Source organism: Pseudomonas borbori (assembly GCF_900115555.1).
Lineage (GTDB): Bacteria > Pseudomonadota > Gammaproteobacteria > Pseudomonadales > Pseudomonadaceae > Aquipseudomonas > Aquipseudomonas borbori.
This window is the reverse complement of record NZ_FOWX01000012.1, coordinates 85,708-111,251: the sequence shown is the minus strand read 5'-3', so window position 1 is coordinate 111,251 and position 25,544 is coordinate 85,708. Positions and strand designations below refer to the sequence as shown.

Here is a 25,544-nt window from a genome sequence, read left to right as displayed (position 1 = left end):
TCAGGCTTGGCTGAGGTACCAGCGCCAATCCTGCTCGCCGACTTCGCCCATGAACTGACGATACTCAGCATGTTTGATCGCCAGGAACACCTTGATGAACTCTGCCCCCAATGCTTCGCGGGCCCAGCTCGAGTGTTCCAGCGCGCGCAGGGCACTGAGCCAGTCGGTGGGTAGGAATTCCGTGGCCTGGGCATAACCGTTACCTTCGATCGGCGCGCCCGGATCGATCTGTTGGCGGATGCCCAGATGGATGCCGGCGAGCACTGCCGCAGCGGCGAGATAGGGGTTGGCATCGGCGCCGCAGATCCGGTGCTCGATATGCCGGCTATTGGCCGGGCCGCCGGGTACGCGCAACGACACGGTGCGGTTGTTCACCCCCCAGTTCTTGGCCAGCGGCGCGTAGCTGTTGGCCTGGAAGCGGCGGAAGGAGTTGGCGTTGGGGCAGAAGATCGCCAGGGAATCCAGCAGGGTGGCCAGCATACCGCCAATGGAGTGGCACAGTAGCGGCGTGCCAGTTGGCTCTTCGCTGGCATAGAGGTTGTTGCCCTGGGCGTCAGCCAGGCTGACATGCAGGTGCATGCCGCTACCGGACTGATCGCCGAACGGCTTGGCCATGAAACAGGCTTGCAGGCCGTGCTGGTTTGCCACGCCCTTGACCAGACGCTTGTAGCGCACGCCTTCGTCGATCGCTTGCAGGGCGTCGAAGCGGTGCTCCAGGGTCAGCTCCAGCTGGCCGGGGGCGAACTCGGAAATCGCCGTGCGCACCGGCAGACCCTGGGCTTCGCAGGCGGCGTAGAGGTCGTCGAGGAAGGGCTGCAACTGCTCCAGTTCGGCCACTCCATAGACCTGCGGCGCCTGCGGACGCTCCCCGTTCATCTGTCGCGCCGGTTGCGGCCGACCGTTGGCATCGCGTTGCTGGTCGAGCAGGTAGAACTCCAACTCCACCGCCATCACCGGATGATAGCCGTCGGCCTTGAGCCGTTCGATCACCTGCACCAGCACGTGGCGCGGGTCGGCCGGGCTGGCCGGCAGGCCCTGGGTCGGGTGCATGCTCACCTGCAGCTGGCCCGTGGGTTGGCTGCGCCAGGGTTGCAGGCACAGGCTGCCGGGCAGTGGGTAGGTCCAGCAGTCGGTATCGGCAACGTCCCAGACCAGACCGGTTTCTTCGACGTCTTCGCCGTTGATGGTCAGCGCCAGGATCGAACTGGGCAGCGGCCGGCCGTTCTGGTAGACGGCCAGCAGCTCCTCGCGGTGCAACAGTTTGCCGCGCGGCACACCGTTGGCGTCGATCAGGAACAGTTCGATCAGGCGTACTTGCGGGTGTTGTTCTAGGAAGTCGTGGGCTTCTTGAATAGTGGCGAATTGCATGATGGTGTCCTGGGTAGGATGGGTTAGCCGCGAAGCGGCGTAACCCATCGATGCGATCTGATGGGATTATTCGCGGGCGCCGGGGATGGCCAGCAATTCGCCGAGCGCTTGATCGAGCGTGGCGATCAGCTTGTCCACATCCGCCGCCGTGGTGGCCGGGCAGCACAGGGTCATGTTGTGGAATGGCGTGATCAGGATGCCGCGGTTGATCAGGTACAGGTGCAGGGCCATCTGCAGTTCGTCATGGAATGCCGCTTCGGCCTCGGCGCCGGTCTTCGGCGACTGCGGGCAGAACTGGAATTCGCTGCGCGCACCCAGTTCGGTTACCGACCACTTGAGCTCGTACTTGCCGATCAGGCGGCGGAAACCATCGGCCAGGCGCTTGGCCAGCGGCAACATATGGTCGTAGGCGGCCTGGGTCATCACCTGTTCCAGGTTGGCGCGCATGCAGTGCATGGCCAGGGCGTTGGCCGACAGGGTGGTGCCCATGCCGCTGTGGCCATGCCCGTGGCTCGCTTCGCTGGCCTGCTGGCGCGCCTTGAGCATGGCCTCGGCCATGGCCGCACTGCAGCCGAAGATGCCGCACGGCACGCCGCCGGCGATTGGCTTGCCGACCACGAAGAAGTCCGGCTCGAGGTTCCACAGCTTGGTGCAGCCGCCCATGTCGGTGGAAATGGTGTGGGTCTCGTCGATGATCAGCAGGCTGCCGTACTTCTGGGTCAGCTCGCGGCACTTCTGCATAAAGCCCGGCTCAGGCAGGACCATGCCGATGTTGGTCATCGCCGGCTCGCATATCAGCGCCGCGACGTCGCCCTTGGCCAATGCGGCTTCCAGCGCATCGACATCGTTGAACGGGATCGAGCGGCTGTACCGGGTCAGATCGTAGGCCTGGCCGATCAGGCCGGAGCGTGGCTGGGTTTCGCCGTCGCGGCAGCGCACCATCACGTCATCCACGGTGCCGTGGTAGCAGCCATCGAACACCAGCAACACCTTGCGCTCGGTGATCGCTCGCGCCCAGCGCAGCACATAACGGTTGGAGTCGGTGGCGGTGGCGGTGACCTGCCAGAACGGCAGGCCGAAGCGCGCGGCCAGCAGCTCGCCGGCGACCACCGCGTCTTCGCCGGGGAGCATGGTGGTCAGGCCGTTGTTGCCTTGTTCGGCAAGGGCTTTGGCGATCGGGGCCGGCGAGTGGCCGAACATGCTGCCGGTGTCGCCCAGGCAGAAGTCGATGTACTCATGGCCGTCGACATCATAGAAGCGCGCGCCCTTGGCCCGCTCGACAAACAGTGGCGAAGGCGTCGACCAGTCGGCCATCCAGTGCATCGGCACGCCACCGAACAGTGAGTGCCGGGCGCGCTCCGCCAGGGCCACTGACTTGGGATTCTGCGCCACAAAGCGCTGCCGCTCGCGGGCGGTGAAGGTTGCTACGGCGGCTGAGCTGATACCACTGGATGTCATGTTGAACACCTCGTTCGAATTTGTGCACAGTATTATTTGTGATCACAAAACTGTCAATGTCTAGATTTTATGGCCGATCTTGCTAAGATGCAGGCACATTTGTGATCACAGAGAATTTAAACATGAGCGATTCTAGGTGGCATGAGCAAGTGGCACTGGTCAGCGGGGCCGGCAGCGACAGCGGCATCGGCCTGGCCATCGCCCGGCGTTTAGGCCGTGAAGGCGTGCGGGTGCTGATCACCGCCAGCAGCGCGCGCATTCACCAACGCGCCGCCGAGTTGCAAGCTGAAGGTATAGACGCCCGCGCCATGGCCGCGGATTTGACTGACGAGGCGCAGGTGGCCGAGCTGGCCGTCTGGGCCCACGGCCAGTTCGGCCATCTCGACATTTTGGTGAATAACGCCGGCATGGCCATGCAGGGCAGCCCTGAACCCTTTGCCGAGGTGGCGGACATGGACCTGGCCACCTGGAACCTGTCGCTGGCGCGCAACCTGACCAGCGCCTTCTTGCTCACCCGCGCCGTGTTGCCGGGGATGAAGGCCCGTGGTTATGGGCGCATTGTGCATATCAGCTCGACCACCGGCACCCGCGGTAGCAATCCCGGTGAATCGGCCTATAGCGCGGCCAAGGCGGCCATGTTGGGGCTGAACATGAGCCTGGCGCTGGAAGTCGGCAAGCAGGGCATCACCGTCAACAGCGTGGCGCCGGGCTGGATCGCCACCGGCTCGAGCACCGACGAGGAGCGCCATGCCGCCGCGTACACGCCGATTGGCCGGGCCGGCCGCCCAGAGGAGATCGCCGCTGCCGTGGCCTTTCTCGCCTCGCCCGAAGCCAGCTACATTACCGGCGAGGTGCTGGTGGTGGACGGCGGCAACTGCCTGATCGAAAACAAGGCCCCCTGAGCGTTTCTGCGTCGCTCAGGCGGTGTTGCAGGGACGCTCGAAAAGGCTCATTGACTTGCAGTCGACTGCGCTTTGCAAGCGCCCCTGCGCCTAGCCTGCTGCTCGCAGAACCGCTTCGCTTTCGTTGAATACTTTGGAGAACAACATGCGCAACTGCCTACTGACCCTGGCCCAACTGCCCGCCCCACCAGTACCCGGGAACCGCTGACCCATGGCCGATAACCTGCAGGAGCAGCTCTACCAGAATATCCGAGCGGCCCTGCTGAGCGGGCGTTTCCAGCCCGGCGAGCGGCTGAAGATTCGTGATCTGGCGGCCGAGTGGGGCACCAGCCCGATGCCGGTGCGCGCCGCCTTGCAGCGGCTGGTGGCCGAGGGCGCGCTGGAGGGCGAGCCACAGCGCTCGGTGCGGGTGCCGGCGATGACCCGCGAGCGCTACCAGCAGTTGCTGCCGGTGCGCATCAGTCTGGAGGGCCTGGCGGTGGAACTGGCCGCCGCGCGCATCGGTGCGGCCGAGCTGGCGGCGTTGCAGGCGTGCATCGCGCGCATGGAAAGCGCCCTCGAGCGGCGCGACGTGCAGGCCTACCTGAGCGACAACAGCCAGTTTCACCTGAGCCTGTACCAGGCCTGCGGCAATCCGGTGCTGCTGCGGTTGATCGAGTCGCTGTGGCTGCAGGTCGGGCCCTTCTTCAATCGCCTGTTCACCGCGGCCGATCTGTCATTGCGTCTCAACGATTTTCACGGCGACTGCCTGAAAGCCCTGCAGGCCGGCGACGGCAAGGCGGCGCGGGCGGCGATCGAGCAGGACCTGAGCTTCTTCGGTCAGTTCCTGCTCAACCTGCTAGGGCTGGAGCAGGGTGAGGCCAGTCGCGAGGCTTGATCCCCGCCTGGCCCGACCTGGACGGGCTCAGCTCTCCAGCCAGACGTCGCGCACCCAGTGCCACACCGAGTCCCAGCTTTCTTCTTCGCTCAGCTCGCCGCTGTCGCCTTCCCAGAGCACCACGCTGCCGTCCTGTTCGACGCAGTAGTAGTTGCCGTGATCCTCGCAGATCGGCACCAGCTCGCGCGGTACGCCCAGCGACCAGGCCACTGCGGCGACTTCCGGCAGGTAGGTGTGTGATTGCGGGTCGGTGGCGGTGACGGGCTCCAGGCGGCCGTAGACCACGTCGCTGACCTTGAGCAGAAACTCGCGCAGCTCGAACGGCAGGTTGATCAGGATCTGCTCCTCGATCTCCACCAGCAGTTCTTCCTCCGGCAACTCCAGCGGCACTGGCACCGGTTCGTTGAGTTCACGCAGTTGTTCGATGACTTCTTCCACGACCACAGGACCTCGTGCATAGGGATGGGCTTTATACAGTAGCCGGCGTGTGGAGGAATAGCAGCCCACGCCGCCACTGCTTTTTTTCGGGTGGCCTTCCATCCACTGGCGCGGCTCGGCGCCTGGGCGCGAACTAAACTGGGAACAGGAGCCTGTCACTTGATTACGACCTGAACGCCAGGCTCGCGCAGGAGGTGGATCATGCATATGGCAGCAACGTTGAAACGCACTCTGGAAAGCGCGCAGTGTCAGTTCGAGATCGTCCCGCACCCGCATTCGGCGAGCAGCCTGGAGTCGGCGCGGGTGGCCAGCATCCCGGCGGAGCGCCTGGCCAAACCGGTGATCCTCGACGATCGCAAGGGCCACTACCTGATGGCCGTCGTGCCGGCCAGCCGGCATCTGGACATGAGCATGGTCAGCAAGGGCGGCGAGCACTGGGAGCTCAGCAGCGAATCGACCATCGCCAGGCTGTTCAAGGATTGCGAGCTGGGCGCGGTGCCGGCGGTCAGTGAGCCCTACGGGATGAGCATGCGCGTCGATCCCCTGTTGACCCGCCAGCAGGACATCTACTTCGAGGCCGGCGACCATGAGAGCCTGGTGCATATGAGCACCGAGGAATTTCTCAAGCTGGTGCCCCGTGCCGAAGTCTGCGAGCTGTGCCCACAGCCCGGCTAAGCCGCCGGTGCCGCCGATCTTCGTCTGGCGCCGGTCGATTGCCCGGCGCCAGCCGCATCGGGTCGGCCGACCTGTGCCGAAGGAGCGCCGCTGAGGGTCCGCCGCCGAGGCTGCAGGCATAAAAAACCCCAGGCAAGCCTGGGGTGGTGTCCGTATTGCGCAACGGATCAGTTCTGGCGGATACCGGCCACCAGCCACGGCTGGTTGTCACCGGCTTCGCGTTCCAGGCGCCAGCTTTCGCTGAAGGCTTCGCCCTGGTCGAAGCGCGAGGTCTTGGCCACGCCGGTGAAGGTCAGGGTGGCAACGGTCTTGTCGCTCAGGTCGTCGACGCCATCGAGCTGCACCTCGAGGTTGTCGACATAGGTGGACTGGAAGCCGTCACCCAGGTCGGCGCGCTCGCGCTTGAGGAACTCGAGCAGCTGCGGGGTGACGAACTCGGCGATCTTGTCCATCTCGTTGGCGTCCCAGTGCTGCTGCAGACTGAGGAAGTGCTCGCGGCCGGCGCTGACGAAGCTTTGCTCGTTGAACCAGGCCGGGGCATTGATCACCGGCTTGATCGCGGCGGCGCCAGCGCCACCGAAGATCGAGGCGGGGGCAGCCTGAGCGGGCATTTCGCGCTGCATGGGCGCGCCATTGGCGGTTAGCGGGCCGGCCTGCTTGCGCCGGGAGGCGAGGAAGCGGAACAGCAGGAAGGCGATCAGGCCGAAGATCAGCATGTCCATGATCTGCAGGCCTTCGAAGCCGTCACCCATGAACATCGAGGCGAGCAGGCCGCCGGCGGCCAGGCCGGCCAATGGGCCGAGCCAGCGCGAGGCGCCACTGGCGGCAGCTGGCTGACGACCGGCGGTCGGCGCGGCGGCGCTTTGCTGGGTCGGCGCCTGGCGGGTCTGATGGCTCGGCGCGGAGCCGAAGGATTTAGCGCCACCAAAACGCTTGGCTTCGGCGTCGAAGCTCATGGTAAGACCCAAACTCAGGCACATGGCCAGGGCGATGCTGAGGAAACGCTGCATTATCGGCTGTCTCTTGGTTGTTGGAACTATGCGCGGCATCTTGCCCGCCAGCCGCGTGGAAGGCTAGTCATAGAATGTTTCGGGCTTTTGCTTTTCGCTCAACGGTATGGCCTCGGCGCCGCAACTTACCGGCACAACAACAGCAGCAGCGGCCCGCAGCGCAGTTGCCGACGGAGGAAGGCGCGGAACTCGGCGGCGTCTTCCTCGGGATGGCGCAACCAGTGGATGAAGCTGCGCAGGTAGGCGCCGGTCAGCAGGCTCTCCTCGGCGATACGCTGCAGGTGTTGGGTTTCCCGGCGGGCGCCCTCGCGCCACCACTGCACGGTGCGGCTGATGCGCAGCAGGCCGAGTATCTGCAGGTGGATATGCCCGGGTTCGAGCTTGTACAGCAGCATCTGCCCGGTCACCGAGCGGTGTGCGGCCAGGCTGTCGAGCCAGGCGACCAGCAGCTCTTCCAGACGTTTGGCCGGCGCCAGACTGCTCAGGTCGGCGGCGCTGCCGCGCGCCAGCATGGCCCGGTCGGCGCGGTCGAACCAGGCCTCCACCAGTTGGTCCTTTTCCCGGTAATGGGTGGCGATGGCGTCCAGGCCAACGTCGAGTCGGGCGGCCACATCGAACAGGTGCAGGCGCTCCCAGCCGCAGACATCGGCCAGGTGCAGAGCGGCATCGAGGATCTGCGGGGCAGTGATTTTCGCTTGTTTCATCGGTTCACCTCGCCAAGCAGTATGGGCCGGGAGGCGCGGGAGGCGGGGTGCAGTCGACCAACGGAAGCCTCGGTTTCGGTTGGTCGTGGGCCGTGCGCACCACCTGAGATTGCGAGGGGGCTCAACGCCAGTTATACAGCTCCTTCTCGGACAGTTTGTGCATCTGGCTGGCCTGGGCCTGGAAGGCCTTCATCGAGGCCCAGATGCGTCCATTCAGCTCGCTCTGCGCGGCCAGTTCGCCGAGTACCACTTCGGATTCGCGTTGCAGGGCGTCGAGTACCTCGTCGGGGAAGCGCTTGAGCAGGGCGCCCTGTTGCTTGAGTTCGTCCAGGGCCAGGGCGTTGTGGTAGACGTAGTCGTCGAGCATGTCCTGGCTGGCGGCGCGGGCCGCTTCGCTGAGGATCGCCTGCAGGTCGGCCGGCAGGCTGTCGAAGGCCTGCTGGTTGATCAGCAGTTCGAGCACCGCCTGCGGCTCCTGCCAGCCCGGGTAGTAGTAGAACTTGGCCGCCTTGTGCAGGCCGAAGGCCAGGTCGTTGTAGGGGCTGACCCAGTCGCTGGCGTCGATGGCGCCCGTCTGCAGGGCGGTGAACACCTCGCCGCCGGGCAGGTTGACGGTGGTCGCGCCGAGCTTGCTCAGCACCTCGCCGCCGAGGCCCGGCATGCGGATCTTCAGGCCCTTGAGGTCGTCCAGGGCGTTGATCTCCTTGTTGTACCAGCCGCCCATCTGCATGCCGGTATTGCCCACCACCAGCGGTTTCACCCCGTAGGGGGCGTAGGCCTCGTCCCACAGCGCCTGACCGCCGCCCTTGCTCAGCCAGGCGTTCATCTCGCTGGTGGACAGGCCGAAGGGCACGGCGGTGAAGAACTGCGCGGCCGGCACCTTGCCCTTCCAGTAATAGGCGGCGCCGTGACCCAGTTCGGCGGTGCCGCGCGAGACGGCGTCGAACACCTCCAGCGGCGGCACCAGCTCGCCGCCGGCGTAGACCTTGATGGTCAGGCGCCCGCCACTCATGGTCGCGACCCGCTCGGCCAGGCGCTCGGCGGCGGTGCCCAGGCCCGGGTAGTTCTTCGGCCAGGCGGTGACCATTTTCCACTGGAAGCGCTGCGCCGGTTCGACAGCGGCCTGCTCGCTGGCGGCTTTTTCGTCATTGCAGCCGGCCAGGCCGAGGGCGACGAGCAGCGCCGCGGCGGCGCTGAAGAGATTGCGGCGGTTCATCGGGTGCTTCCTTGTTGTTTTGGGTTAATTCCGTAGCCCGGATGCAATCCGGGAAGGTCGTCGGTAGTGCCCCCGGATTTCATCCGGGCTACGGTCCGTTGTTACAGGGCCTGCAGCTTGGCGTAGCTGAGCATCAGCCACTTGCTGCCCTCGCTTTCGAAATTCACCTGCACCCGCGCCTGGGCGCCGGCACCCTCGAAGTTGAGGATGGTGCCCTCGCCGAACAGCGCATGCTGCACCCGCTGGCCGAGGCTAAAGGCGGTGTCCGGCACGGCGCTGCCGGCGAACATGCTGCTGCCGGCCATGCCGCGATTGTTCGAGGTGAAGGGCCGGCTGACGCTATTGGACAGGCGCACTTCCTGGATCAGCGGCGCTGGAATCTCGCGGACGAAGCGCGACACCTTGTTGTAGGTTTCGCTGCCATAGAGGCGGCGGGTCTCGGCGTAGCTGATCACCAGTTTGTGCATGGCGCGGGTGATGCCGACATAGGCCAGGCGGCGCTCCTCTTCCAGGCGGCCGGGTTCTTCCAGGCTCATCTTGTGCGGGAACAGGCCTTCCTCCATGCCGACCAGGAACACCAGGGGAAACTCCAGGCCCTTGGCGCTGTGCAGGGTCATCAGTTGCACGCTGTCTTCGTTTTCCGCGGCCTGGGTGTCGCCGGCCTCCAGCGAGGCGTGGCTGAGGAAGGCCTGCAGCGGGGTCAGTTCGGCGTCCTCGTCGTTGTCGAAGGTGCGCGCGGCACTGACCAGTTCCTCGAGGTTGTCGATGCGCGCCTGGGCCTTCTCGCCTTTCTCGGCCTGGTGGTAGGCGATCAGGCCGCTCTGTTCGATGACGGTCTGGGTCATCAGGTGCAGCGGCATGTCCAGCACCTTGGCCGCGAGATTCTCGATCAGCTCGACGAAGCCGGCCAGGGCGCCCGCGGCGCGGCCGGGCAGAACCTTGCCGGCCAGCATCAGGCGCACCGCTTCCCACATCGATACATCATGCTCGCGGGCGTAGGCGCGGATCGCTTCGACGCTCTTCTCGCCGATGCCGCGGGCCGGCACGTTGATCACCCGCTCCAGCGCCGCATCGTTGCCGCGGCCGTCGAGCAGGCGCAGGTAGGCCATGGCGTTCTTGATCTCGGCGCGCTCGAAGAAGCGCTGACCGCCGTAGATGCGGTAGGGGATCTTCTCGCGCAGCAGCGCCTCTTCGAGCACCCGCGACTGGGCGTTGGAGCGGTACAGGATGGCGATCTCGCTGCGTTTGAGGCCGTCCTTGCGCAGGGCGTCCTCGATCGTCTCGACCACGTAGCGGGCTTCGTCGTGTTCGTTGAACGCCGCATACAGGTTGAGCGGCTCGCCGTCGCCGTCCTCGGTCCACAGCTCCTTGCCCAGGCGCCCCTGGTTATGGGCAATCAGCGCGTTGGCGGCCTTGAGGATGCCGGCGCTGGAGCGGTAGTTCTGCTCCAGGCGGATCACCTCGGCGTCCGGGAAGTCGCTGCTGTACTGCTGGATGTTCTCGATCTTGGCCCCGCGCCAGCCGTAGATCGACTGGTCGTCGTCGCCGACCACCATCAGGCTGTCGCCGCCCCTGGCCAGCAGGCGCAGCCAAGCGTACTGCACGGCGTTGGTGTCCTGGAACTCGTCGACCAGGACATGGCGGAAGCGCCGCTGGTAATGTTCGAGCAGGCCCGGCTTGTCGCGCCACAGGTCGAGGGCGCGCAGCAGCAGTTCGGCGAAGTCGATCACCCCGGCGCGCGCGCAGGCCGCTTCGTAGGCTTCGTAGATGCCGCGCATGGTGGCCAGGAACAGGTCGCCGCTGGCCTGGATGCCCTGCGCTCGGATGCCTTCGTCCTTCTGCCCGTTGATGAACCACTGCGCCTGCTTGGCCGGCCAGCGCTGCTCGTCCAGGCCCAGTTCGCGGATCACCCGCTTGACCAGGCGCTGCTGGTCGTCGGAGTCGAGGATCTGGAAGTTCTCCGCCAGCCCGGCTTCCTGCCAGTGCGCGCGCAGCAGGCGATGGGCCAGGCCGTGGAAGGTGCCGACCCACATGCCGGCCGGATTGACGCCGAGCATCTGCTCGATGCGCGCACGCATCTCGGCGGCAGCCTTGTTGGTGAAGGTCACCGACAGGACGCTGTGCGGCGAGGCGTTTTCGATCTGGATCAGCCAGGCGATACGGTGCACCAGCACCCGGGTCTTGCCGGAGCCGGCGCCGGCCAGCACCAGTTGCCGGCCGAGGCGGGCGGTGACGGCCTGGCGTTGGGCATCGTTGAGGGAGGCGATCAGGAGTTCGGGGTCGTTTTGCATCGCGGCATTCTAGGGGGCGGCGGCGGCGAGGGCAAACCGGGCGCGTGGCACATCGCCGCACGGTGGCCAGTGGACGACCGGCCAGTCAGCTTGCCGGCTGGATGTTGCGGCGCATCCTGGCCAGATGAAGGGGCCTGCCGGCTCGGTGGATTTGCACAGATGATTGTTGGGCGAAGCGTCTAGCTCGGGTATGCTCCGCCGACCTAGGCAGCCCATTACAAGAAAATAGCCTATGACTCAGACCGCTAGCGCCGCTGCCGAGCTAACCCTGGACAGTGCCCGCGAGATTCGTCAGCAATTCGCCACGGATATCGCCATCGAACGTACCCGCCTGCTGTATCAGGGCTCGTGGGTGCCGACCCTATTTATGCTGCTCAATGGCGCGGCCTGTGCCTATTTGCTCTGGGCGCCGCCGAGCCGGGTGCTGCTCTCCGGCTGGCTGATCTGGTTGGTGCTGCTGGCCGTGCTGCGCCTGCTTCAGGTCAGGGCCTTCAACACGGCACCGCCGAGCAGCCAGGTGCAGGCGCACTGGCGGCGCAACTTCCTGTTCGGCGCCGGCGCCTCCGGCCTGACCCTGGCCTTCGCCGCCATCGCCCTGGTGCCGGCCGACGTGTTCTATCAGCAGGCTCTGGTCTACGGCCTGATCGCCGCGGCTATCCTTTCCGCCAGCGTGGCCTATGCCGTCAGCCTGTCGGCGTTCCTGACCTTCGCCTTGCCCTGCCTGCTGCCGTCGGTGGCCTATCTGCTGCTCAGCGAGCATAGCCTGCAGCGCGGCTGGGGCATGCTCGGCGGTATCCTCTTGCTGACCCTGCTGGTGGTGGCCTGGCAGGTCAACCGCCTGCTGCAGCGCAGCCTGTTGCAGCGCTTCCAGAATCAGGCGCTGATCGGCCGTCTGCAGCATGCCCGGCAGCGGGCCGAGACGCTCAATGGCGAACTGGAACGCGAAGTCGAGCAGCGCCGCTGGGCCGAAGGCGAGCTGCGCACCGCCCATGCAGAACTGGAAATGCGCGTGGCCGAGCGTACCCTGGAGCTGGACGATGCCACCCACGCCCTGAGCAAGAGCCAGGCGCGCCTGGCCCTGGCCCTGGAGGCCAGCGAGCTGGGCTTGTGGGACTGGAACCTGCAGAGCGATGAAGTGCATCACTCGCAGCTCAAGGAAATCTTCGGCCTCGAACCCGAGGCGGTGCAGGCCATGCTGCGCGACCTCAAGCCGCGCCTGCACCCGGACGACCTGCCGTTGCTGCGCCGCACCCTGGTCGAGCACATGAAGGGCCGCAGCGACGGTTATCAGATCGAGTACCGGGTCAAGCACGCCGATGGCCATTGGGTCTGGGTCGAGGACCGCGGTCGTGCGGTGGAGCGCGACGCCCAGGGTCGGGTGCTGCGCATGCTCGGCACGCGGCGCACCATCACCGCGCGCAAGCAGCAAGAAGAACAGCAGCGCCTGGCCGCCACCGTGTTCGAAGCGGCCAGCGAAGGCATCGTCATTCTCGACCCGAACTACCGCCTGCTGGCGGTCAACCAGGCGTTCAGCCAGGTCACCGGCTATCGCCAGGAGGAGGTGCTCGGCAAGAGCGTCGCCAGCCTGATCGGCAGCCGCGACACCCGCCACCAGTACCAGCTGATCCGTCTGGAGCTGGAGCGCGGCGACCGCTGGCAGGGCGAGTTGATCGAGACGCGTAAGAACGGCGAACTCTACCCGCAACTGCTGCAACTCAACGTGGTGCGCGATGCGCGCGGGCTGGTCAGCCATATCGTCGGCTTCTTCGCCGACCTGTCGTCGCGGCGCGAGGCCGAGGAGCGTCTGCGCTACCTGTCGCACTACGACGAACTGACCGGCCTGGCCAACCGCAGCCTGTTTAAGAACCGCCTGCACGAGGCCAGCCAGCGCTCGCGGCAGAGCGGGCGCAGCCTGGCCCTGCTGCACGTCGACCTGGACCGTTTCAAGTGGCTCAACGACAGCCTCGGCCATGAAGTGGCCGACCAACTGCTGCGGCAGATGAGCCGCCGCCTGACCCAGGCCGTGCCGGAAGCCGACTGCATCGCGCGCTTGTCCGGCGACGAGTTCGCCGTGCTGCTCGATTCCTACGGCAGCCTCTCGACCCTGGCGCGCATGGCTAGCCGCCTGCTGGCCAAGTTGCGCCTGCCGATGACCGTCGGCGGCCAGGAACTGGTGGTCAGCGCCTCCCTGGGCATCAGCCTGCTGCCGGACAACGCGCGGGAGATCTCGACCCTGGTCAGCCAGGCCGATATGGCCATGCAGCATGCCAAGCACCTGGGCGGCAACACCTTCCAGTTCTTCACCGACAACCTGCAGGCCTGCACCCTGGAACGCCTGCAACTGGAGACCCAGCTGCGCAAGGCGATCGACGAACAGCAGCTGGAGGTGTTCTACCAGCCCAAGCTGTGCCTGGCCGACGACAGCCTCAACGCCGCCGAGGCGCTGGTGCGCTGGCGCCATCCGGAGCGCGGGATGGTGCCGCCGGGGGACTTCATCGGCCTGGCCGAGGAAACCGGGCTGATCGCGCCGATCGGCGAATTCGTCCTGCGCCGCGCCTGTCAGCAGGCGCGGGCCTGGCAACTGCAGGGCCTGGCGCAGATCCGCGTGTCGGTGAACCTGTCGGTGCATCAGTTGCGCCAGGGCAAGCTGACCAGCCTGGTGCGTCAGGTGCTCGACGAAACCGGCCTGGCGCCGCAGTTCCTCGAGCTGGAATTGACCGAGAGCCAGTTGCTCGACAACGTCGAGAGCGTCATCAGCACCTTCCAGCAGCTGCGCGACCTGGGGGTCAAGCTGGCGATCGACGACTTCGGCACCGGCTACTCCTCGCTCAGCTACCTCAAGCGCTTCCCGGTGGACTACGTGAAGATCGACCAGACCTTCATCCGCGACCTGGCGCTCGGCGGCGAGGATGCGGCCATTACCCGGGCGATCATCGTCATGGCCCACAGCCTGGAGCTGAAGGTGGTCGCCGAGGGCGTGGAAACCCAGGCGCAGATGGATTTCCTCAAGGCCCAGCAGTGCGACGAGATTCAGGGCTACCTGATCAGCAGGCCGGTGCCGGCGGAGCAGTTTGCCCAGCTGCTGCGTGACCAGACCCGCGCACCCTGAGATCGATTAGCGATGAGGCCTATGCGCCTCATCGCCCATCGAGCCGCCTCAGGTGCCGGAATGGACCAGCAGGCTCCTAGGCCGCGGCGATCACGTCGCCATGATTTTCCGGTTCGATCAGCGCCCGGTGCAGCGCGGCCACGGCGGCGTCGTAGTCTTCCTCGTTGACCACGCACTGCATCCCCACCTGGCGGATCGACTGGTGCACCGCCTGGATGCTGATGCCCGCTTCGGCCAGCGCCGCCACCGTCTTGGCGAGGATGCCCTTGACCTTGAGGTCCGAGCCGATCGCCGAGACGATGGCGACGTTGTGCACGGTCACCTCGGCGGCCGGGTAGCGTTCCTCGATCAGCCGCGCGGCGCGGTTGATCAGCTTGCGCGAACCCGAGGCGTAATAGGTGATGCTGTTGGCGTCGGAGTCCTTGTTGACCACGTACAGCTTGAGCTGCTTGAGCAGCTTGGTGATCTCGATGTCGTAGCCGACGTCGCCGAGCATTTCCTGATCGAAGACTTCCAGGCCGAATACGTCCTTGCGCCCGGCGATGATCTCCACGCAGGGCCGCTCGCTGCGGTAGGGCTGGCTGATCAGGGTGCCGGCATGCTCGGGCTCGAAGGCATTCTTGATGCGCAACTCGATATTGGCCCGGCGCAGGGTCTTGGCGGCCTTGGGGTGGATGGCCTCCATGCCCAGGTTGGACAGTTGGTCGGCGACGTCGTAATTGGTCCGGCCGATGGTCACCACCTTGTCGGCGCCAACCAGGTTGGGGTCGGCGCTGCTGAGGTGGAATTCCTTGTGGATGATCGCCTCGCGGGCGCCGGTGGCGGCGGCAATCTGGGCGAAGGTGATCTCGCTGTAGCCGCGGTCGAAGGTGTTCATCAGGCCTTCGCTGCAGTGGGTATAGCCGGTGGCGACGGCCAGCTCGCAGCTCAGGTCGAGCTCCGCGAAGCAACTGCGGATCATCTCCTCGAAGGGCAGTGGCGCGTCCAGGTGCCAGCCGGTGAGGTCGACCAGCTTGGCGTTGACCCCGCGCTGCTTGAGCGCCAGCACGGTATTGAAGGCGCTGTGCGCCTCACCCAGAGAGGCGAGCATCTCGCGCACCTTCATCAGGTGTTCGCTGAGCTGGAAGTGGCCGTAGACGCACAGCCGCTGCAGGCTGTGCATGCACTCGCGGACATCGTCGATGCGCGCGCCGATGAACTGGTTGGCCGCCTGGCGCTCGAATTCGCCGGCGAACAACGCGGCGTTCTTCGCCAGCATCTGCTGGCGCACCGCTTCCAGCGCCTCGAGCCAGGCCTCCTCGTTGTGGGCATCGGCGAAGCGCTGGTAGACGCCGGGTTCGCCGGTTTTCTTGTGCTCCAGCAGCAGGTTGGTCATGCCGCTGAAGGCCGAGACGACGAAGACCCGCTGGTATAGCCGCTGGTCTTGGCGCTGGCCGAGGAGAATATTGTCGAGCACTTCCTCGAAGCGGCTCATGGAGGTGCCGCCGATCTTTTCTACGGTATGCATGAGAGTCCGGTCGTGGTGAGTTCGGCAGGTGGCCGGCAAGCGCCCACCCGGGAATGGATCAGGCCCGCTGTTGCGGGCCTGTGACTCAGGGGTACGCTTGCGGCTGGATATCCAGCGCGGCGAAGTCCTCGCGCTCGGCGACGAAGGCCGGGCGTGGCACCTGGGCGCAGAAGGGCGCCTGCAGCGCGTTGTCCACCTGGTTGTAGACGTAGAACAGGTTGCTGCGGGCGCTGGGGGTGATGTTGCTGTTGGAGCCGTGGAGGATGTTGCTGTCGAAGAACACCACGCTGCCGGCCGGGCCGAGGGCGGTGTCGATGCCGTAACGGCTGGCCATCTCGCTCAGGCTGTGGTCGTCCGGCACGCCGAACTGCTGCTTGCGCAGCGATTCTTCGTAGTGGTTCTCCGGCGTGGCGCCGACGCAGCGCACGTAGTGCTTGTGCGAGCCGGGAATCAGCAGCAGCGGGCCGTTGTGCGGCTGGTTGTCGGTGAGCAGGATCGAGCAGCTCAGCGCGCGCATGCGCGGCATGCCGTCCTCGACGTGCCAGGTCTCGAAGTCCGAATGCCAGTAGAACTCCTTGCCGGTGAAGCCCGGCTTGAAGTTCATCCGCGACTGGTGCACATACAGCTCGCCGCCGAGCAGGAAGCGCGCGATCCCAGCGATGCGTTCGTCACGGGCGACGCGACCGAACAGGGCGTTGTCCTTGTGGATGGCGAACACCGAGCGTATCGCGCCGCTTTCCGGCTCGGTGATGGTTTTGCCGGAATCCGCGATCGCCGGGTCGCGGCGTACGCGGTCGAGTTCCTGGCGCAACACCGCCACTTCCTCGGCGCTGAACACATCGTGCAATACCAGGTAGCCGTCGCGCTGGTAGCGCTCGAGCTGTTGCGCGCTGAGCGGCGCGTTTTCCAGATCACTGCGGTAGACCACCGGGTCGAGGCGGTCCTGCCAGCTCGGTTGCTCGTGCTGGCGCGAGGGGTAGAGGTCGATTGGTTCAGGGGTCATGTGGAATTTCTCCTTTCGCCGGGCCGATTATCAGGCGACGGTTTCTGCCTCCAGCGGATACACACCGCTTTCGTCATGCACTTCCTTGCCGTTGAGCGGCGGATTGAACACGCAGGCCATCTTCATCTCCGTGGTGCCGCGCAGCAGGTGCTCGTCGTGCTTGTCGAGGATGTACAGGGTGCCGGGGGCGATCGGGTAGATCTTGCCGTCGGCAATGGTCTCGATTTCGCCTTCGCCGCTGATGCAGTACACCGACTCCAGGTGGTTCTGGTACCAGATGTGGGTCTCGGTGTTGGCGTAGATGGTGGTGATATGGAACGAGAAGCCCATGTTGTCGTCCTTGAGCAGCATGCGCGTGCTGTCCCAGGTTTCAGTGACGATCTTGCGGTTGGACTGCTCGCAGTCGGCGAGGGTACGTACGATCATGTTTCGATTCCTCAAGAGGCTTGATTGCAGACTGTGTGAAAACTACTGCGCTCGGTTATGCGGCGTTAAAAACAGGCTCGGATGCGAGCCCAGTCGGAATGCTCATTTACAACTCGTAGACTCCGCTTCCTCGCCTGTTTTTGCCTTGCCTAACCTTTGCTCGCTACGTTTTCACACAGCCTGTTCGCGAGCTTGTTCGGACATCACGGCGGCGAAGGCCGCGTCGAGAATGCTCATGGCCTTGTCGATCTGCGCTTCGCTGATGGTCAGCGGGCACAGGCACTTGACCACTTCGCTGTGGGCGCCGCTGGTCTCGATCACCAGGCCGTGCTCGAAGGCATGACGGCAGATGGCGGCGGCGCTGTCGCCATCCGGGCAGCTGATGCCGATCATCATGCCGCGGCCCTTGATGAACAACGAGTCCGGGCCGTAGCGGCGGACGATCTTGTTCATCCCGTCGGCGATGCGCTTGCCCTTGGCCTGCACGCTCCTGGCGAACTGGTCGTCGCGCCAGAAGTGCTCGAGGGCCGCGGTGGCAGTGACGAAGGCGTGGTTGTTGCCGCGGAAGGTGCCGTTGTGCTCGCCCGGCTTCCACTGGTCCAGCTCCTTGCGCAGCAGCAGCATGGCGAACGGCAGGCCGAAGCCGCTGAGCGACTTGGACAGGGTGATCATGTCCGGCTTGATGCCCATCGCCTCGAAGCTGAAGAAGCTGCCGGTGCGGCCGCAGCCGGCCTGGATGTCGTCGACGATCAGCAGCATCTGGTGCTTGCGGCAGAGTTTCTCCAGCTTGCGCACCCATTCGGCCGATGCGGCATTCAGGCCGCCTTCGCCCTGCACCACTTCGACGATCACCGCGGCCGGCTTGTCGATGCCGCTGCTCGGGTCGCCGAGCAGCTTGTCCATCATGCCGATGGTGTTGACCTTGTCGCCGAAGTAGTTGGCGTAGGGCATGCGGCTGACATCGGTCAGCGGCACGCCGGCGGCACCGCGATGGTGCTGGTTGCCGGTGGCGGCCAGGGCGCCGATGCTGCAGCCGTGGAAACCGTTGGTGAAGCTGATGACGTTGCTGCGTCCGGTGACCTTGCGCGCCAGCTTGAGCGCGGCTTCCACCGCGTTGGTGCCGGTCGGGCCGGTGAACTGCATCAGGTAATCCATGCCGCGCGGCTTGAGGATCAAGCGGCTGAAGGTCTCGAGGAAACGCTCCTTGGCATCGGAATACATGTCCAGGCCGTGGGTGATGCCGTCGTTGCCGATGTAGTCGAGCAGCGCCTGCTTGAGCACCGGGTGGTTGTGCCCGTAATTCAGGGTGCCGGCGCCGGCGAGGAAATCGATGTAGTGCTTGCCGTCGCGGGTGATCAGCTCGGCGCCACGCGCCTGGTCGAATACCACGGGGAATGAGCGGCAATAGCTCCTGACGGACGATTCGTTCTGTTCGAAGAGGTTCATGCGGTCTCCTTGAGGCTTTCTTTCGAAAGGGGGGGCAAGACGGGGGCGTGGAACGGGCCGGCGCGATAGAGCACCTCGTCCTCGTGCTGGCCGGCGAAGTGCGCGGCGCGGGAGAACAGGGTGCGGGTCTCGTAGTCGATGCCCAGGCGGGCAAAGGCCCGCTTGAACAGCGCCTGTGAGGCGCCGTTGTCCGGCGAAATGGTGGTTTCCAGAAAGCGTACGCCCTGAGCGGCGACCCGTTCGGTCAGCGCCAGCAGCATGCGCAGGGCCAAACCCTGGCCGCGGAGCGAGGCATCCACCGCGACCTGCCAGACGAATAGCGTGTCTGGACGCGAGGGTGGACGGTAGCCGGAGATGAATCCCACCAGTTGGCCGTCAGCGTTCTCGGCGGCTATGGCGGTATCGGCGAAATCGGTGCACTGCAGCAGATTGCAATACGCCGAATTGGTGTCCAGGGGTTGGCAGCGGGCTACCAATTGATGCAGCGGATATCCGTCGCCGTCGGTTGGGCGACGGAGCGTGACGGGGGCAAAACTCAAACCAGAATCCTTGAAGTTGGACAAATCCCTATTAGGGTAAACATAGGTAGAAAGTTTTCTCAACCCGCAATGACGATAGTCAAGATGACGACTCGATGAAGATTGTTCGCGAGCGGGGTTAATTTAGGGCCGAATAACTAGCAGATTGCGCGCGCCGTGGTGGCAGATAAGTAGGCGCGATAATCGGCTATCGATCGCGCGGGTTGGCCGGTCTGCCCATCGACTGGCGCAGTAGTTGCTTGGAGCCGTCGCGCAAGGCGGCGCAGGGTGCCCCCTGTGACCCCATGCAGGCCTCTGAGTACAAGGGCTTGCGCGGAATTTGAGGTTTCGACGGTTGGCTGCGGAAGTGGCTCGGAGAGTGGCCGGTATTCTGGGTGTATTCGCTGGAATATGCCGGCGAATAGGGCGTCCCTGAACTTTCTGGATTGTCCATGGAATACCCGGGTGACGAAGGCTATATATGTAGCGAAGCAGGGCTTGGTTGTGCGGCGGGGAGATTGCCGGATCAAGCCTGATGACTGTTGGATATATATATTCCGTCAACAAAACCGCTCGCGGTTATATCAGCCAGGCGCTCGAAGTGCCGCTAGCCCCTCTAGTTCGCATATATCGCCAGGTCGGTAGAGTTGCCTGCCGCGCGCTCGAGCCGGGTTCGAGTCATTGCATCCTGAAAAATGTACTTTGGTGCTAGCAAAATGCTGCTTTTGTACAAGAGTCGGCGCTTAACCTTGCAAAATATACTGTTTTTGCCGAGCCATTTTGAGGGAATATGCGATGAAAACGATTTTGCTAGCGTCTTTAGCATTCAGCAGTGCACTGGCGGTTGTGCCGTCCGTTCAGGCCGATGAGCAGGCCATGGAGGCCGCCGGGCGTCAGTTGTTTACGCACCACTGCACAGCGTGCCATTCGCTGGATACCAGCGAGAACGCCTTCGGTCCCAGCCTGTTCGGTGTGGTGGACCGGCCTGCGGCTTCCGTGCCCCGGTTTGCCTATTCCGAAGCCATGCAGGCCTCGGGGATCACCTGGAGCGAAGATAATCTGCGCAAGTGGATTGCCGACAACGAGGCATTGGTTCCGGGCACGCGCATGCGCCATGTGTCCATCACCGATCAGGCCGAACAGGATTACCTGATCAGCTTCCTGCGTTCGCTGAAATAAGCCACAGGACCTTCGTGCGGCGTACCGCCAGGTCGTCGCCAGCGCTTCACTCCATCCACTTGCGTCCCGCCAACTCCAGTAGCAGGTTGGCCTGCTCCGGCCCGCTGCTGCCGGCCGGGTAGGGCCGCGGGCTCTGGTGGTGCTGCTGCCAGCCCTGGATGATCGGGTCGATCCAGTTCCAGGCCGCTTCGACTTCGTCGCGGCGCATGAACAGCGTCGAGTCGCCTTCGATGACGTCCAGCAGCAGGCGCTCGTAGGCGTCCCAGCGGCGCTTCTGGCGAAACGCCTGGGCCAGGTTGAGGTCCAGTTCCACCGGCTGCAGATGCATGCCCTTGCCGGGATGCTTGGCCATCAGTTGCAGGCTGATGCGCTCTTCCGGCTGCAGGCGGATCAGCAGGCGGTTGGCCTCGCCGTCGCCGAACAGCTGGTGCGGTACCGGCTTGAACTGGATAAGGATTTCCGAGGTCTTGCGGGCCAGGCGCTTGCCGGTGCGCAGGTAGAAGGGCACGCCGGCCCAGCGCCAGTTCTCGATCTCCACCTGCAGGGCGACAAAGGTTTCGGTATCGCTGTCGTTGTCGACATTCTTCTCGAAGTAGTAGGCCGGCACTTCCTGTCCGCCGATCTTGCCGGCGCTGTACTGGCCGCGCACGGTCTTGTCGCGCACGTCGAGGCCAGAGATGGCTTTCAGCGCCTCGAGCACCTTGACCTTCTCGTTGCGCACCGCCTCGGCGTCGAAGCGCACCGGCGCCTCCATGGCCACCAGGCACAGCAGTTGCAGCAGGTGGTTCTGGATCATGTCGCGCATGGCCCCGGCGTTGTCGTAGTAGGCACCGCGGTTCTCCACGCCGAGGGTCTCGCATACGCTGATCTGCACATGGTCGATATGCCCGGCGCGCCATACCGGCTCGAACAGGGCGTTGGCGAAGCGCAGCGCCATCAGGTTCTGCACGGTTTCCTTGCCCAGGTAGTGATCGATACGAAACACCCGCGACTCATCGAATACCGCGCCGATCGCCGCGTTGATCGCCTGCGCCGACGGCAGCGAGTGGCCGATCGGTTTCTCCAGCACGATGCGTGCGTGGGGGCCGGCCAGGCCGGCGATCTGCAGGTGCGAGGCAATCTCCTCGAACAGGTCGGGCGCGGTGGCCAGGTAGTAGACCCGCACGCGCTCGCCGGCGGCGCCCAGGTGCTTGCCCAGGCGGCCGAAATCGGCGCCCTGGCTGGCGTCCATGGCGAAATAGTCGAGGCGCGCGGCGAAGCTCTGCCAGGTGTCGTTGTCGAAGTCGGCGCGCGCCACCTGGGCGCGACAGCGGCGTTCGGCGAGGGCCTGGTAGGCGGCGCGGCTGTGCTGGCTGCGCGCCAGGGCGAGGATGCGCATGTCGGCATGCAGCCGACCGACGCGGTGCAGGTGGTAGAGCGCCGGCAGCAGCTTGTGCAGGGCCAGATCGCCCGTGCCGCCAAACACCAGCATGTCACAGGGAATGCTCAAAGCGGGAACTCCGACTCGGTTTAGCCGTGCGGGGGCGGCGGCCATGTAGTATAACTACAAGGTCACTACAACCCGGCGTGCCCCCGATCATAACCGAGTCGCAACTCGGATGAGGCCAGCCGGTGAATTCGCCACTTTATTCAGCCGAGCCTATTTCCGTGAATTTGTTGCAACACATCGCCCAGTCGCGTCACCTGTTACGCAAGTCGGAGCTCAAGGTGGCCGACCATGTGCTACTCGACCCGGCCGCGGTGATGCACAGCTCCATGGCCGACCTGGCGCACAGCGTCGGCATCAGCGAGCCGACCATCGTGCGCTTCTGCCGCGCCATCGGCTGCAGCGGTTTCCAGGACCTCAAGCTGAAGCTGGCGCAGAGCCTGGCTGCCGGCGCCAGCTTCGGCCAGTTCGCCATCCATGAAGACGATTCGGTCGCCGACTTCAGCCTGAAGATCTTCGACACCACCCTGCACACCCTGATCGAGGTGCGCGAGAAACTCGATCCGCAGGCCCTGCAGCGTGCCATCGCCGCCTGCGCCCAGGCCCAGCGCGTGGAGTTCTATGGCTTCGGCGCCTCCGGTGCGGTGGCGGCGGATGCCCAGCACAAGTTCTTCCGCCTGCTGCTGACCGCCGCCGCCTACTCCGACCCGCACATGCAGGCGATGAGCGCGGTGACCCTCAAGCCCACCGATGTGGCCATCTGCATCTCCCAGTCCGGGCGTTCCAAGGACCTGCTGATCACCGCCAACCTGGTGCGCGAGGCCGGCGCCACCCTGATCACCCTGTGTCCGAGCCAGACCCCGCTGGCCGACCTGGCCACGGTCAACCTGGCCATCGACGTGCAGGAAGACACCGAGATCTACACCCCGCTGACCTCGCGCATCGCCCACCTGGTGGTGATCGACGTGCTGGCCATGGGCGTGGCCATGGCCCGCGGGCCGAGCCTGGTCAACCACCTCAAGAGCGTCAAGCGCAGCCTGCGCAGCCTGCGTCTGTCGCCCAAGTCGGTGAAGTCGCACGAGGACTAGCCGGCGCCAGCTCCGGTCCCTGTCCCGGATTACGCCTGGGTCTGCTCCATGAATGTAGGCGGGCTGCGGCGCACAAGCACACACCGCCGCTGGTCGGAGTCATCGCAACTTCATCGCCTAGCCCCCAAAGCGTCACATCCCGGGCCGATCCTGTAACTCCCGTTATTCAGCCTGGGAGACCTGAGATGCCTCGTTATTCGGATGAAGCGCAGTCGCACGTCAGCAGCGATGCAAAGAGCCGGCGCAAGCTGCTCGATCAGCGGCGCATGGAATACCGCCGCGCCATCGAAAGTTACGCCGAGCGCCGTCAGTTGCAGGAACAACTGGCCGATTACCCGGAACTGATCGCGGCTAACTACCTGGCCGCCGTTCAGGCGCCGGCTCGGCGAAACTCTCAGCCAGGGCGTTGATCTGGCTGCGCTGATCGCGCACGAAGGCGAAGAACGCCTGGGCCACCGGCGACAGGTATTTGCCGCGCGGGTGCACCAGGCACCAGCTGCGCAGCAAGGGCAGTTCCGCCACCGGCAATTCGCGCAGTGCGCCGCAGGCCAGTTCGCGGCGCACCGCGTGGCGCGGCAGCAGGGCCAGGCCGAGACCGGCGAGTACCCCTTCGAGCTGGCTTTCGGTCGAGCCGAGCTCCAGGGTCTGGGCGAAGTGCGCGCGTTTCTGGTGGCAATATTCCTCGCCCGCCTGGCGGCTGCCCGAGCCGCGTTCGCGCACCAGCAGCGGCCAGGCGGTGAGGTCCTGCAGGCACAGTAGCCCCTGGCTGCACAGCGGGTGCGTCGCCGGCGCCACTGCGACTATCGGGTTGTTGAGGAACGGCAGGAATTCCAGATTCAGGTCCGTCGGTACCTGCGACATGATCAACAAGTCATCGCGATTGGCGCTCAGACGCTTGAGGGCCTGGGTGTGGTTGGTGACCACCAGCTGCAAGCTGACTTCCGGGTAGTGGCGGCGAAAAGCGGCGAACAGGTGGGGAGTGAAGTACTTCGCGCTGGATTCGACGGCCAGGCTCAGCTGTCCCTGCAGGCTGCCCTGCAGGTCGCCCAGCTGCATATCCAGGCTTTCCAGGCGACCGAAAATATCTGCGCTGGCCCGCTGCAGGGCTTCGGCGGCGTCGGTCAGATAGAGCTTCTTGCCGACGTAATCGAACAGCGGCTGGCCGAGCAGCTCTTCTAGTTGGCGGATCTGCAGGCTGACCGCCGGCTGGGTTAGCGCCATGTCTTCGGCGGCGCGGCTGTAGGAGCGCTGCTGGCACACCGAGCGGAACACCTGAAGTTGGCGCAGGGTGATGCGCATCAAGGATTTGCGCACGGGATATCTCCTTGGCCGGATGGCGTCTTGCAGCAGGTCTGCCCGCTGAGTGTATAAGCTATGGCTTATGGCCAGGCAAATAATTATTGATTTTGGTTATCCAGCACTCGGGCGTAGGGTGAATGGGCAGCGATTATCTGTCTGTCCCCTGGGTCGAGGAAGCACGTGTGATCAAGAAACTCCTGATTGCCAACCGCGGCGAGATTGCCGTGCGCATAGTGCGCGCTTGCGCCGAGATGGGCGTCCGTTCGGTGGCCGTCTATTCCGAAGCAGACCGCCATGCCCTGCATGTCAAGCGTGCCGACGAGGCCCACTGCATCGGCGACGAGCCGCTGGCCGGCTACCTGAACCCGCGCAAGCTGGTCAACCTGGCGGTGGAAACCGGCTGCGATGCCTTGCATCCGGGCTATGGCTTCCTCTCGGAGAACGCCGAACTGGCGAACATCTGCGCCGAGCGCGGGATCAAGTTCATCGGCCCGGCCGCCGAGGTGATCCGCCGCATGGGCGATAAGACCGAGGCGCGGCGCAGCATGATCAAGGCCGGCGTGCCGGTTACCCCGGGCACCGAGGGCAATGTCGCCGACATCGCCGAGGCCCTGGCCGAGGCCGAGCGCATCGGTTATCCGGTGATGCTCAAGGCCACCAGCGGCGGCGGCGGCCGCGGCATTCGCCGCTGCAACTCGCGCGAAGAACTGGAGCAGGCGTTTCCGCGGGTGATCTCCGAGGCGACCAAGGCCTTCGGCTCGGCGGAGGTCTTCCTGGAAAAGTGCATCGTCAATCCCAAGCACATCGAGGCGCAGATCCTCGGCGACAGTTTCGGCAACGTGGTGCACCTGTTCGAGCGCGACTGCTCGATCCAGCGGCGCAACCAGAAGCTCATCGAGATCGCCCCCAGCCCCCAACTGACCCCCGAGCAGCGCGCCTACATCGGCGATCTGGCGGTGCGCGCGGCCAAGGCCGTGGGTTACGAGAACGCCGGCACCGTGGAGTTCCTCCTGGCCGAGGGCGAGGTGTACTTCATGGAGATGAACACCCGGGTGCAGGTGGAGCACACCATCACCGAGGAAATCACCGGCATCGACATCGTCCGCGAGCAGATCCGCATCGCTTCCGGCCTGCCGCTGTCGGTCAAGCAGGAGGACATCATCCATCGCGGCTTCGCCCTGCAGTTCCGCATCAACGCCGAGGACCCGAAGAACAACTTCCTGCCGTCCTTCGGCAAGATCACCCGCTACTACGCCCCCGGCGGCCCCGGCGTGCGCACCGACACGGCGATCTATACCGGCTACACCATTCCGCCCTATTACGACTCCATGTGCCTGAAGCTGATCGTCTGGGCGCTGACCTGGGAAGAGGCGCTGGACCGCGGCCTGCGCGCGCTCGACGACATGCGTGTGCAAGGGGTGAAGACCACCGCCGCCTATTACCAGGAAATCCTGCGCAACCCGGAGTTTCGCAGCGGCCAGTTCAACACCAGCTTCGTCGAAGCCCATCCGGAGCTGACCGAGTACTCGATCAAGCTCAACCCATCGCACCTGGCCCTGGCGATTGCCACGGCTATCGCCGCCCACGCCGGCCTGTAAGGGGAA

Annotated in this window: 22 protein-coding genes; 8 read left to right on the top strand and 14 right to left on the bottom strand. The window is 65.0% G+C overall.

Annotation, left to right across the window (positions count from 1 at the left end; translation table 11 throughout):
• On the bottom strand, positions 1 to 1,368 hold the full coding sequence (locus BM315_RS11205) for a glutamine synthetase family protein (RefSeq protein ID WP_090500979.1): 1,368 nt from the start codon (positions 1,366 to 1,368) through the stop codon (positions 1 to 3).
• Positions 1,369 to 1,434: 66 nt separating this feature from the next.
• Positions 1,435 to 2,826 carry an aspartate aminotransferase family protein gene (locus tag BM315_RS11200; protein ID WP_090500885.1) on the bottom strand — a complete coding sequence of 464 codons (1,392 nt, stop codon included), beginning with the start codon at positions 2,824 to 2,826 and terminating at the stop codon, positions 1,435 to 1,437.
• 122 nt (positions 2,827 to 2,948) lie between these two features.
• On the opposite strand from BM315_RS11200, the gene BM315_RS11195 reads away from it, so the two are divergent.
• Both BM315_RS11195 and BM315_RS11190 read left to right on the top strand, forming a co-directional pair.
• Positions 2,949 to 3,728 carry an SDR family NAD(P)-dependent oxidoreductase gene (locus BM315_RS11195; protein WP_090500883.1) on the top strand — a complete coding sequence of 260 codons (780 nt, stop codon included), beginning with the start codon at positions 2,949 to 2,951 and terminating at the stop codon, positions 3,726 to 3,728.
• Between the two features lie 211 nt (positions 3,729 to 3,939).
• The gene (locus tag BM315_RS11190; RefSeq protein ID WP_090500881.1) at positions 3,940 to 4,605 is read left to right on the top strand and encodes a GntR family transcriptional regulator; all 666 of its coding nucleotides are present in this window, start codon (positions 3,940 to 3,942) and stop codon (positions 4,603 to 4,605) included.
• A gap of 27 nt (positions 4,606 to 4,632) precedes the next feature.
• On the opposite strand, the gene BM315_RS11185 is transcribed toward BM315_RS11190, so the two are convergent.
• Entirely contained in the window at positions 4,633 to 5,043 is a 411-nt protein-coding gene (locus BM315_RS11185) for an SMI1/KNR4 family protein (RefSeq protein WP_090500977.1), read from the bottom strand.
• Between the two features lie 201 nt (positions 5,044 to 5,244).
• On the opposite strand from BM315_RS11185, the gene BM315_RS11180 reads away from it, so the two are divergent.
• Positions 5,245 to 5,718, top strand: coding sequence for an aminoacyl-tRNA deacylase (locus BM315_RS11180; protein WP_090500879.1), 474 nt, complete (start codon positions 5,245 to 5,247; stop codon positions 5,716 to 5,718).
• A gap of 167 nt (positions 5,719 to 5,885) precedes the next feature.
• Here BM315_RS11180 and BM315_RS11175 read toward each other — a convergent pair whose 3' ends face one another.
• The 4 genes from BM315_RS11175 to uvrD all read right to left on the bottom strand — a co-directional run bounded on the left by BM315_RS11175 (position 5,886) and on the right by uvrD (position 10,939).
• A complete protein-coding gene (locus BM315_RS11175) occupies positions 5,886 to 6,728 on the bottom strand; it encodes a Tim44 domain-containing protein (protein WP_090500877.1) in 843 nt (280 codons plus the stop codon).
• Between the two features lie 125 nt (positions 6,729 to 6,853).
• Complete coding sequence (locus BM315_RS11170; RefSeq protein WP_090500875.1) at positions 6,854 to 7,432, bottom strand: TetR family transcriptional regulator; 579 nt, start codon at positions 7,430 to 7,432, stop codon at positions 6,854 to 6,856.
• A 121-nt stretch (positions 7,433 to 7,553) separates the two neighbouring features.
• Positions 7,554 to 8,648 (bottom strand): TRAP transporter substrate-binding protein, encoded by a 1,095-nt coding sequence (locus BM315_RS11165; RefSeq protein WP_090500874.1) that lies wholly within the window; start codon positions 8,646 to 8,648, stop codon positions 7,554 to 7,556.
• Positions 8,649 to 8,749: 101 nt separating this feature from the next.
• Positions 8,750 to 10,939: a DNA helicase II gene (gene uvrD, locus BM315_RS11160; protein WP_090500872.1), complete on the bottom strand. Its 2,190-nt coding sequence runs from the start codon at positions 10,937 to 10,939 to the stop codon at positions 8,750 to 8,752.
• A gap of 232 nt (positions 10,940 to 11,171) precedes the next feature.
• Here uvrD and BM315_RS11155 point away from each other — a divergent pair, with 232 nt between their 5' ends.
• A complete protein-coding gene (locus BM315_RS11155) occupies positions 11,172 to 14,048 on the top strand; it encodes a putative bifunctional diguanylate cyclase/phosphodiesterase (RefSeq protein ID WP_090500871.1) in 2,877 nt (958 codons plus the stop codon).
• Positions 14,049 to 14,124: 76 nt separating this feature from the next.
• Here BM315_RS11155 and BM315_RS11150 read toward each other — a convergent pair whose 3' ends face one another.
• From BM315_RS11150 to ectA, 5 genes are all read right to left on the bottom strand, one after another.
• A complete protein-coding gene (locus BM315_RS11150) occupies positions 14,125 to 15,555 on the bottom strand; it encodes an aspartate kinase (protein ID WP_090500869.1) in 1,431 nt (476 codons plus the stop codon).
• 85 nt (positions 15,556 to 15,640) lie between these two features.
• The gene (gene thpD, locus BM315_RS11145; protein WP_090500867.1) at positions 15,641 to 16,558 is read right to left on the bottom strand and encodes an ectoine hydroxylase; all 918 of its coding nucleotides are present in this window, start codon (positions 16,556 to 16,558) and stop codon (positions 15,641 to 15,643) included.
• Between the two features lie 30 nt (positions 16,559 to 16,588).
• Positions 16,589 to 16,984 carry an ectoine synthase gene (locus BM315_RS11140; protein WP_090500865.1) on the bottom strand — a complete coding sequence of 132 codons (396 nt, stop codon included), beginning with the start codon at positions 16,982 to 16,984 and terminating at the stop codon, positions 16,589 to 16,591.
• Positions 16,985 to 17,155: 171 nt separating this feature from the next.
• Positions 17,156 to 18,430: a diaminobutyrate--2-oxoglutarate transaminase gene (gene ectB, locus BM315_RS11135; protein WP_090500863.1), complete on the bottom strand. Its 1,275-nt coding sequence runs from the start codon at positions 18,428 to 18,430 to the stop codon at positions 17,156 to 17,158.
• A complete protein-coding gene (gene ectA / locus BM315_RS11130) occupies positions 18,427 to 18,969 on the bottom strand; it encodes a diaminobutyrate acetyltransferase (protein WP_090500861.1) in 543 nt (180 codons plus the stop codon). Before ectA ends, ectB begins: the two co-directional genes overlap by 4 nt.
• 774 nt (positions 18,970 to 19,743) lie before the next feature.
• Here ectA and BM315_RS11125 point away from each other — a divergent pair.
• A complete protein-coding gene (locus BM315_RS11125; protein ID WP_090500859.1) occupies positions 19,744 to 20,127 on the top strand; it encodes a c-type cytochrome in 384 nt (127 codons plus the stop codon).
• Between the two features lie 46 nt (positions 20,128 to 20,173).
• On the opposite strand, the gene zwf is transcribed toward BM315_RS11125, so the two are convergent.
• Positions 20,174 to 21,661: a glucose-6-phosphate dehydrogenase gene (gene zwf, locus BM315_RS11120; protein WP_170862203.1), complete on the bottom strand. Its 1,488-nt coding sequence runs from the start codon at positions 21,659 to 21,661 to the stop codon at positions 20,174 to 20,176.
• 113 nt (positions 21,662 to 21,774) lie between these two features.
• On the opposite strand from zwf, the gene hexR reads away from it, so the two are divergent.
• Entirely contained in the window at positions 21,775 to 22,641 is an 867-nt protein-coding gene (hexR, locus tag BM315_RS11115; protein WP_090500856.1) for a transcriptional regulator HexR, read from the top strand.
• A 185-nt stretch (positions 22,642 to 22,826) separates the two neighbouring features.
• The gene (locus BM315_RS11110) at positions 22,827 to 23,051 is read left to right on the top strand and encodes a PA3496 family putative envelope integrity protein (protein WP_090500854.1); all 225 of its coding nucleotides are present in this window, start codon (positions 22,827 to 22,829) and stop codon (positions 23,049 to 23,051) included.
• Here BM315_RS11110 and BM315_RS11105 read toward each other — a convergent pair.
• A complete protein-coding gene (locus BM315_RS11105) occupies positions 22,993 to 23,955 on the bottom strand; it encodes a LysR family transcriptional regulator (protein ID WP_090500852.1) in 963 nt (320 codons plus the stop codon). The genes BM315_RS11110 and BM315_RS11105 overlap by 59 nt on opposite strands.
• Positions 23,956 to 24,122: 167 nt before the next feature.
• Between BM315_RS11105 and BM315_RS11100 the strand changes: the two genes are divergently transcribed.
• Entirely contained in the window at positions 24,123 to 25,538 is a 1,416-nt protein-coding gene (locus tag BM315_RS11100) for an acetyl-CoA carboxylase biotin carboxylase subunit (protein ID WP_090500975.1), read from the top strand.
• Positions 25,539 to 25,544: the final 6 nt, after the last annotated feature.

What these genes read in the sequence shown, in the direction of transcription:
- BM315_RS11110 (WP_090500854.1), top strand. Translation starts at nt 22,827, where the DNA reads ATGCCTCGTTATTCGGATGAAGCGCAGTCGCACGTCAGCAGCGATGCA.
- uvrD (WP_090500872.1), bottom strand. Translation starts at nt 10,939, where the DNA reads ATGCAAAACGACCCCGAACTCCTGATCGCCTCCCTCAACGATGCCCAA.
- BM315_RS11195 (WP_090500883.1), top strand. Translation starts at nt 2,949, where the DNA reads ATGAGCGATTCTAGGTGGCATGAGCAAGTGGCACTGGTCAGCGGGGCC.
- ectB (WP_090500863.1), bottom strand. Translation starts at nt 18,430, where the DNA reads ATGAACCTCTTCGAACAGAACGAATCGTCCGTCAGGAGCTATTGCCGC.
- BM315_RS11190 (WP_090500881.1), top strand. Translation starts at nt 3,940, where the DNA reads ATGGCCGATAACCTGCAGGAGCAGCTCTACCAGAATATCCGAGCGGCC.
- zwf (WP_170862203.1), bottom strand. Translation starts at nt 21,661, where the DNA reads ATGGCCGCCGCCCCCGCACGGCTAAACCGAGTCGGAGTTCCCGCTTTG.
- BM315_RS11155 (WP_090500871.1), top strand. Translation starts at nt 11,172, where the DNA reads ATGACTCAGACCGCTAGCGCCGCTGCCGAGCTAACCCTGGACAGTGCC.
- BM315_RS11205 (WP_090500979.1), bottom strand. Translation starts at nt 1,368, where the DNA reads ATGCAATTCGCCACTATTCAAGAAGCCCACGACTTCCTAGAACAACAC.
- BM315_RS11170 (WP_090500875.1), bottom strand. Translation starts at nt 7,432, where the DNA reads ATGAAACAAGCGAAAATCACTGCCCCGCAGATCCTCGATGCCGCTCTG.
- BM315_RS11180 (WP_090500879.1), top strand. Translation starts at nt 5,245, where the DNA reads ATGCATATGGCAGCAACGTTGAAACGCACTCTGGAAAGCGCGCAGTGT.
- BM315_RS11140 (WP_090500865.1), bottom strand. Translation starts at nt 16,984, where the DNA reads ATGATCGTACGTACCCTCGCCGACTGCGAGCAGTCCAACCGCAAGATC.
- BM315_RS11200 (WP_090500885.1), bottom strand. Translation starts at nt 2,826, where the DNA reads ATGACATCCAGTGGTATCAGCTCAGCCGCCGTAGCAACCTTCACCGCC.
- BM315_RS11165 (WP_090500874.1), bottom strand. Translation starts at nt 8,648, where the DNA reads ATGAACCGCCGCAATCTCTTCAGCGCCGCCGCGGCGCTGCTCGTCGCC.
- BM315_RS11125 (WP_090500859.1), top strand. Translation starts at nt 19,744, where the DNA reads ATGAAAACGATTTTGCTAGCGTCTTTAGCATTCAGCAGTGCACTGGCG.
- BM315_RS11175 (WP_090500877.1), bottom strand. Translation starts at nt 6,728, where the DNA reads ATGCAGCGTTTCCTCAGCATCGCCCTGGCCATGTGCCTGAGTTTGGGT.
- thpD (WP_090500867.1), bottom strand. Translation starts at nt 16,558, where the DNA reads ATGACCCCTGAACCAATCGACCTCTACCCCTCGCGCCAGCACGAGCAA.
- BM315_RS11150 (WP_090500869.1), bottom strand. Translation starts at nt 15,555, where the DNA reads ATGCATACCGTAGAAAAGATCGGCGGCACCTCCATGAGCCGCTTCGAG.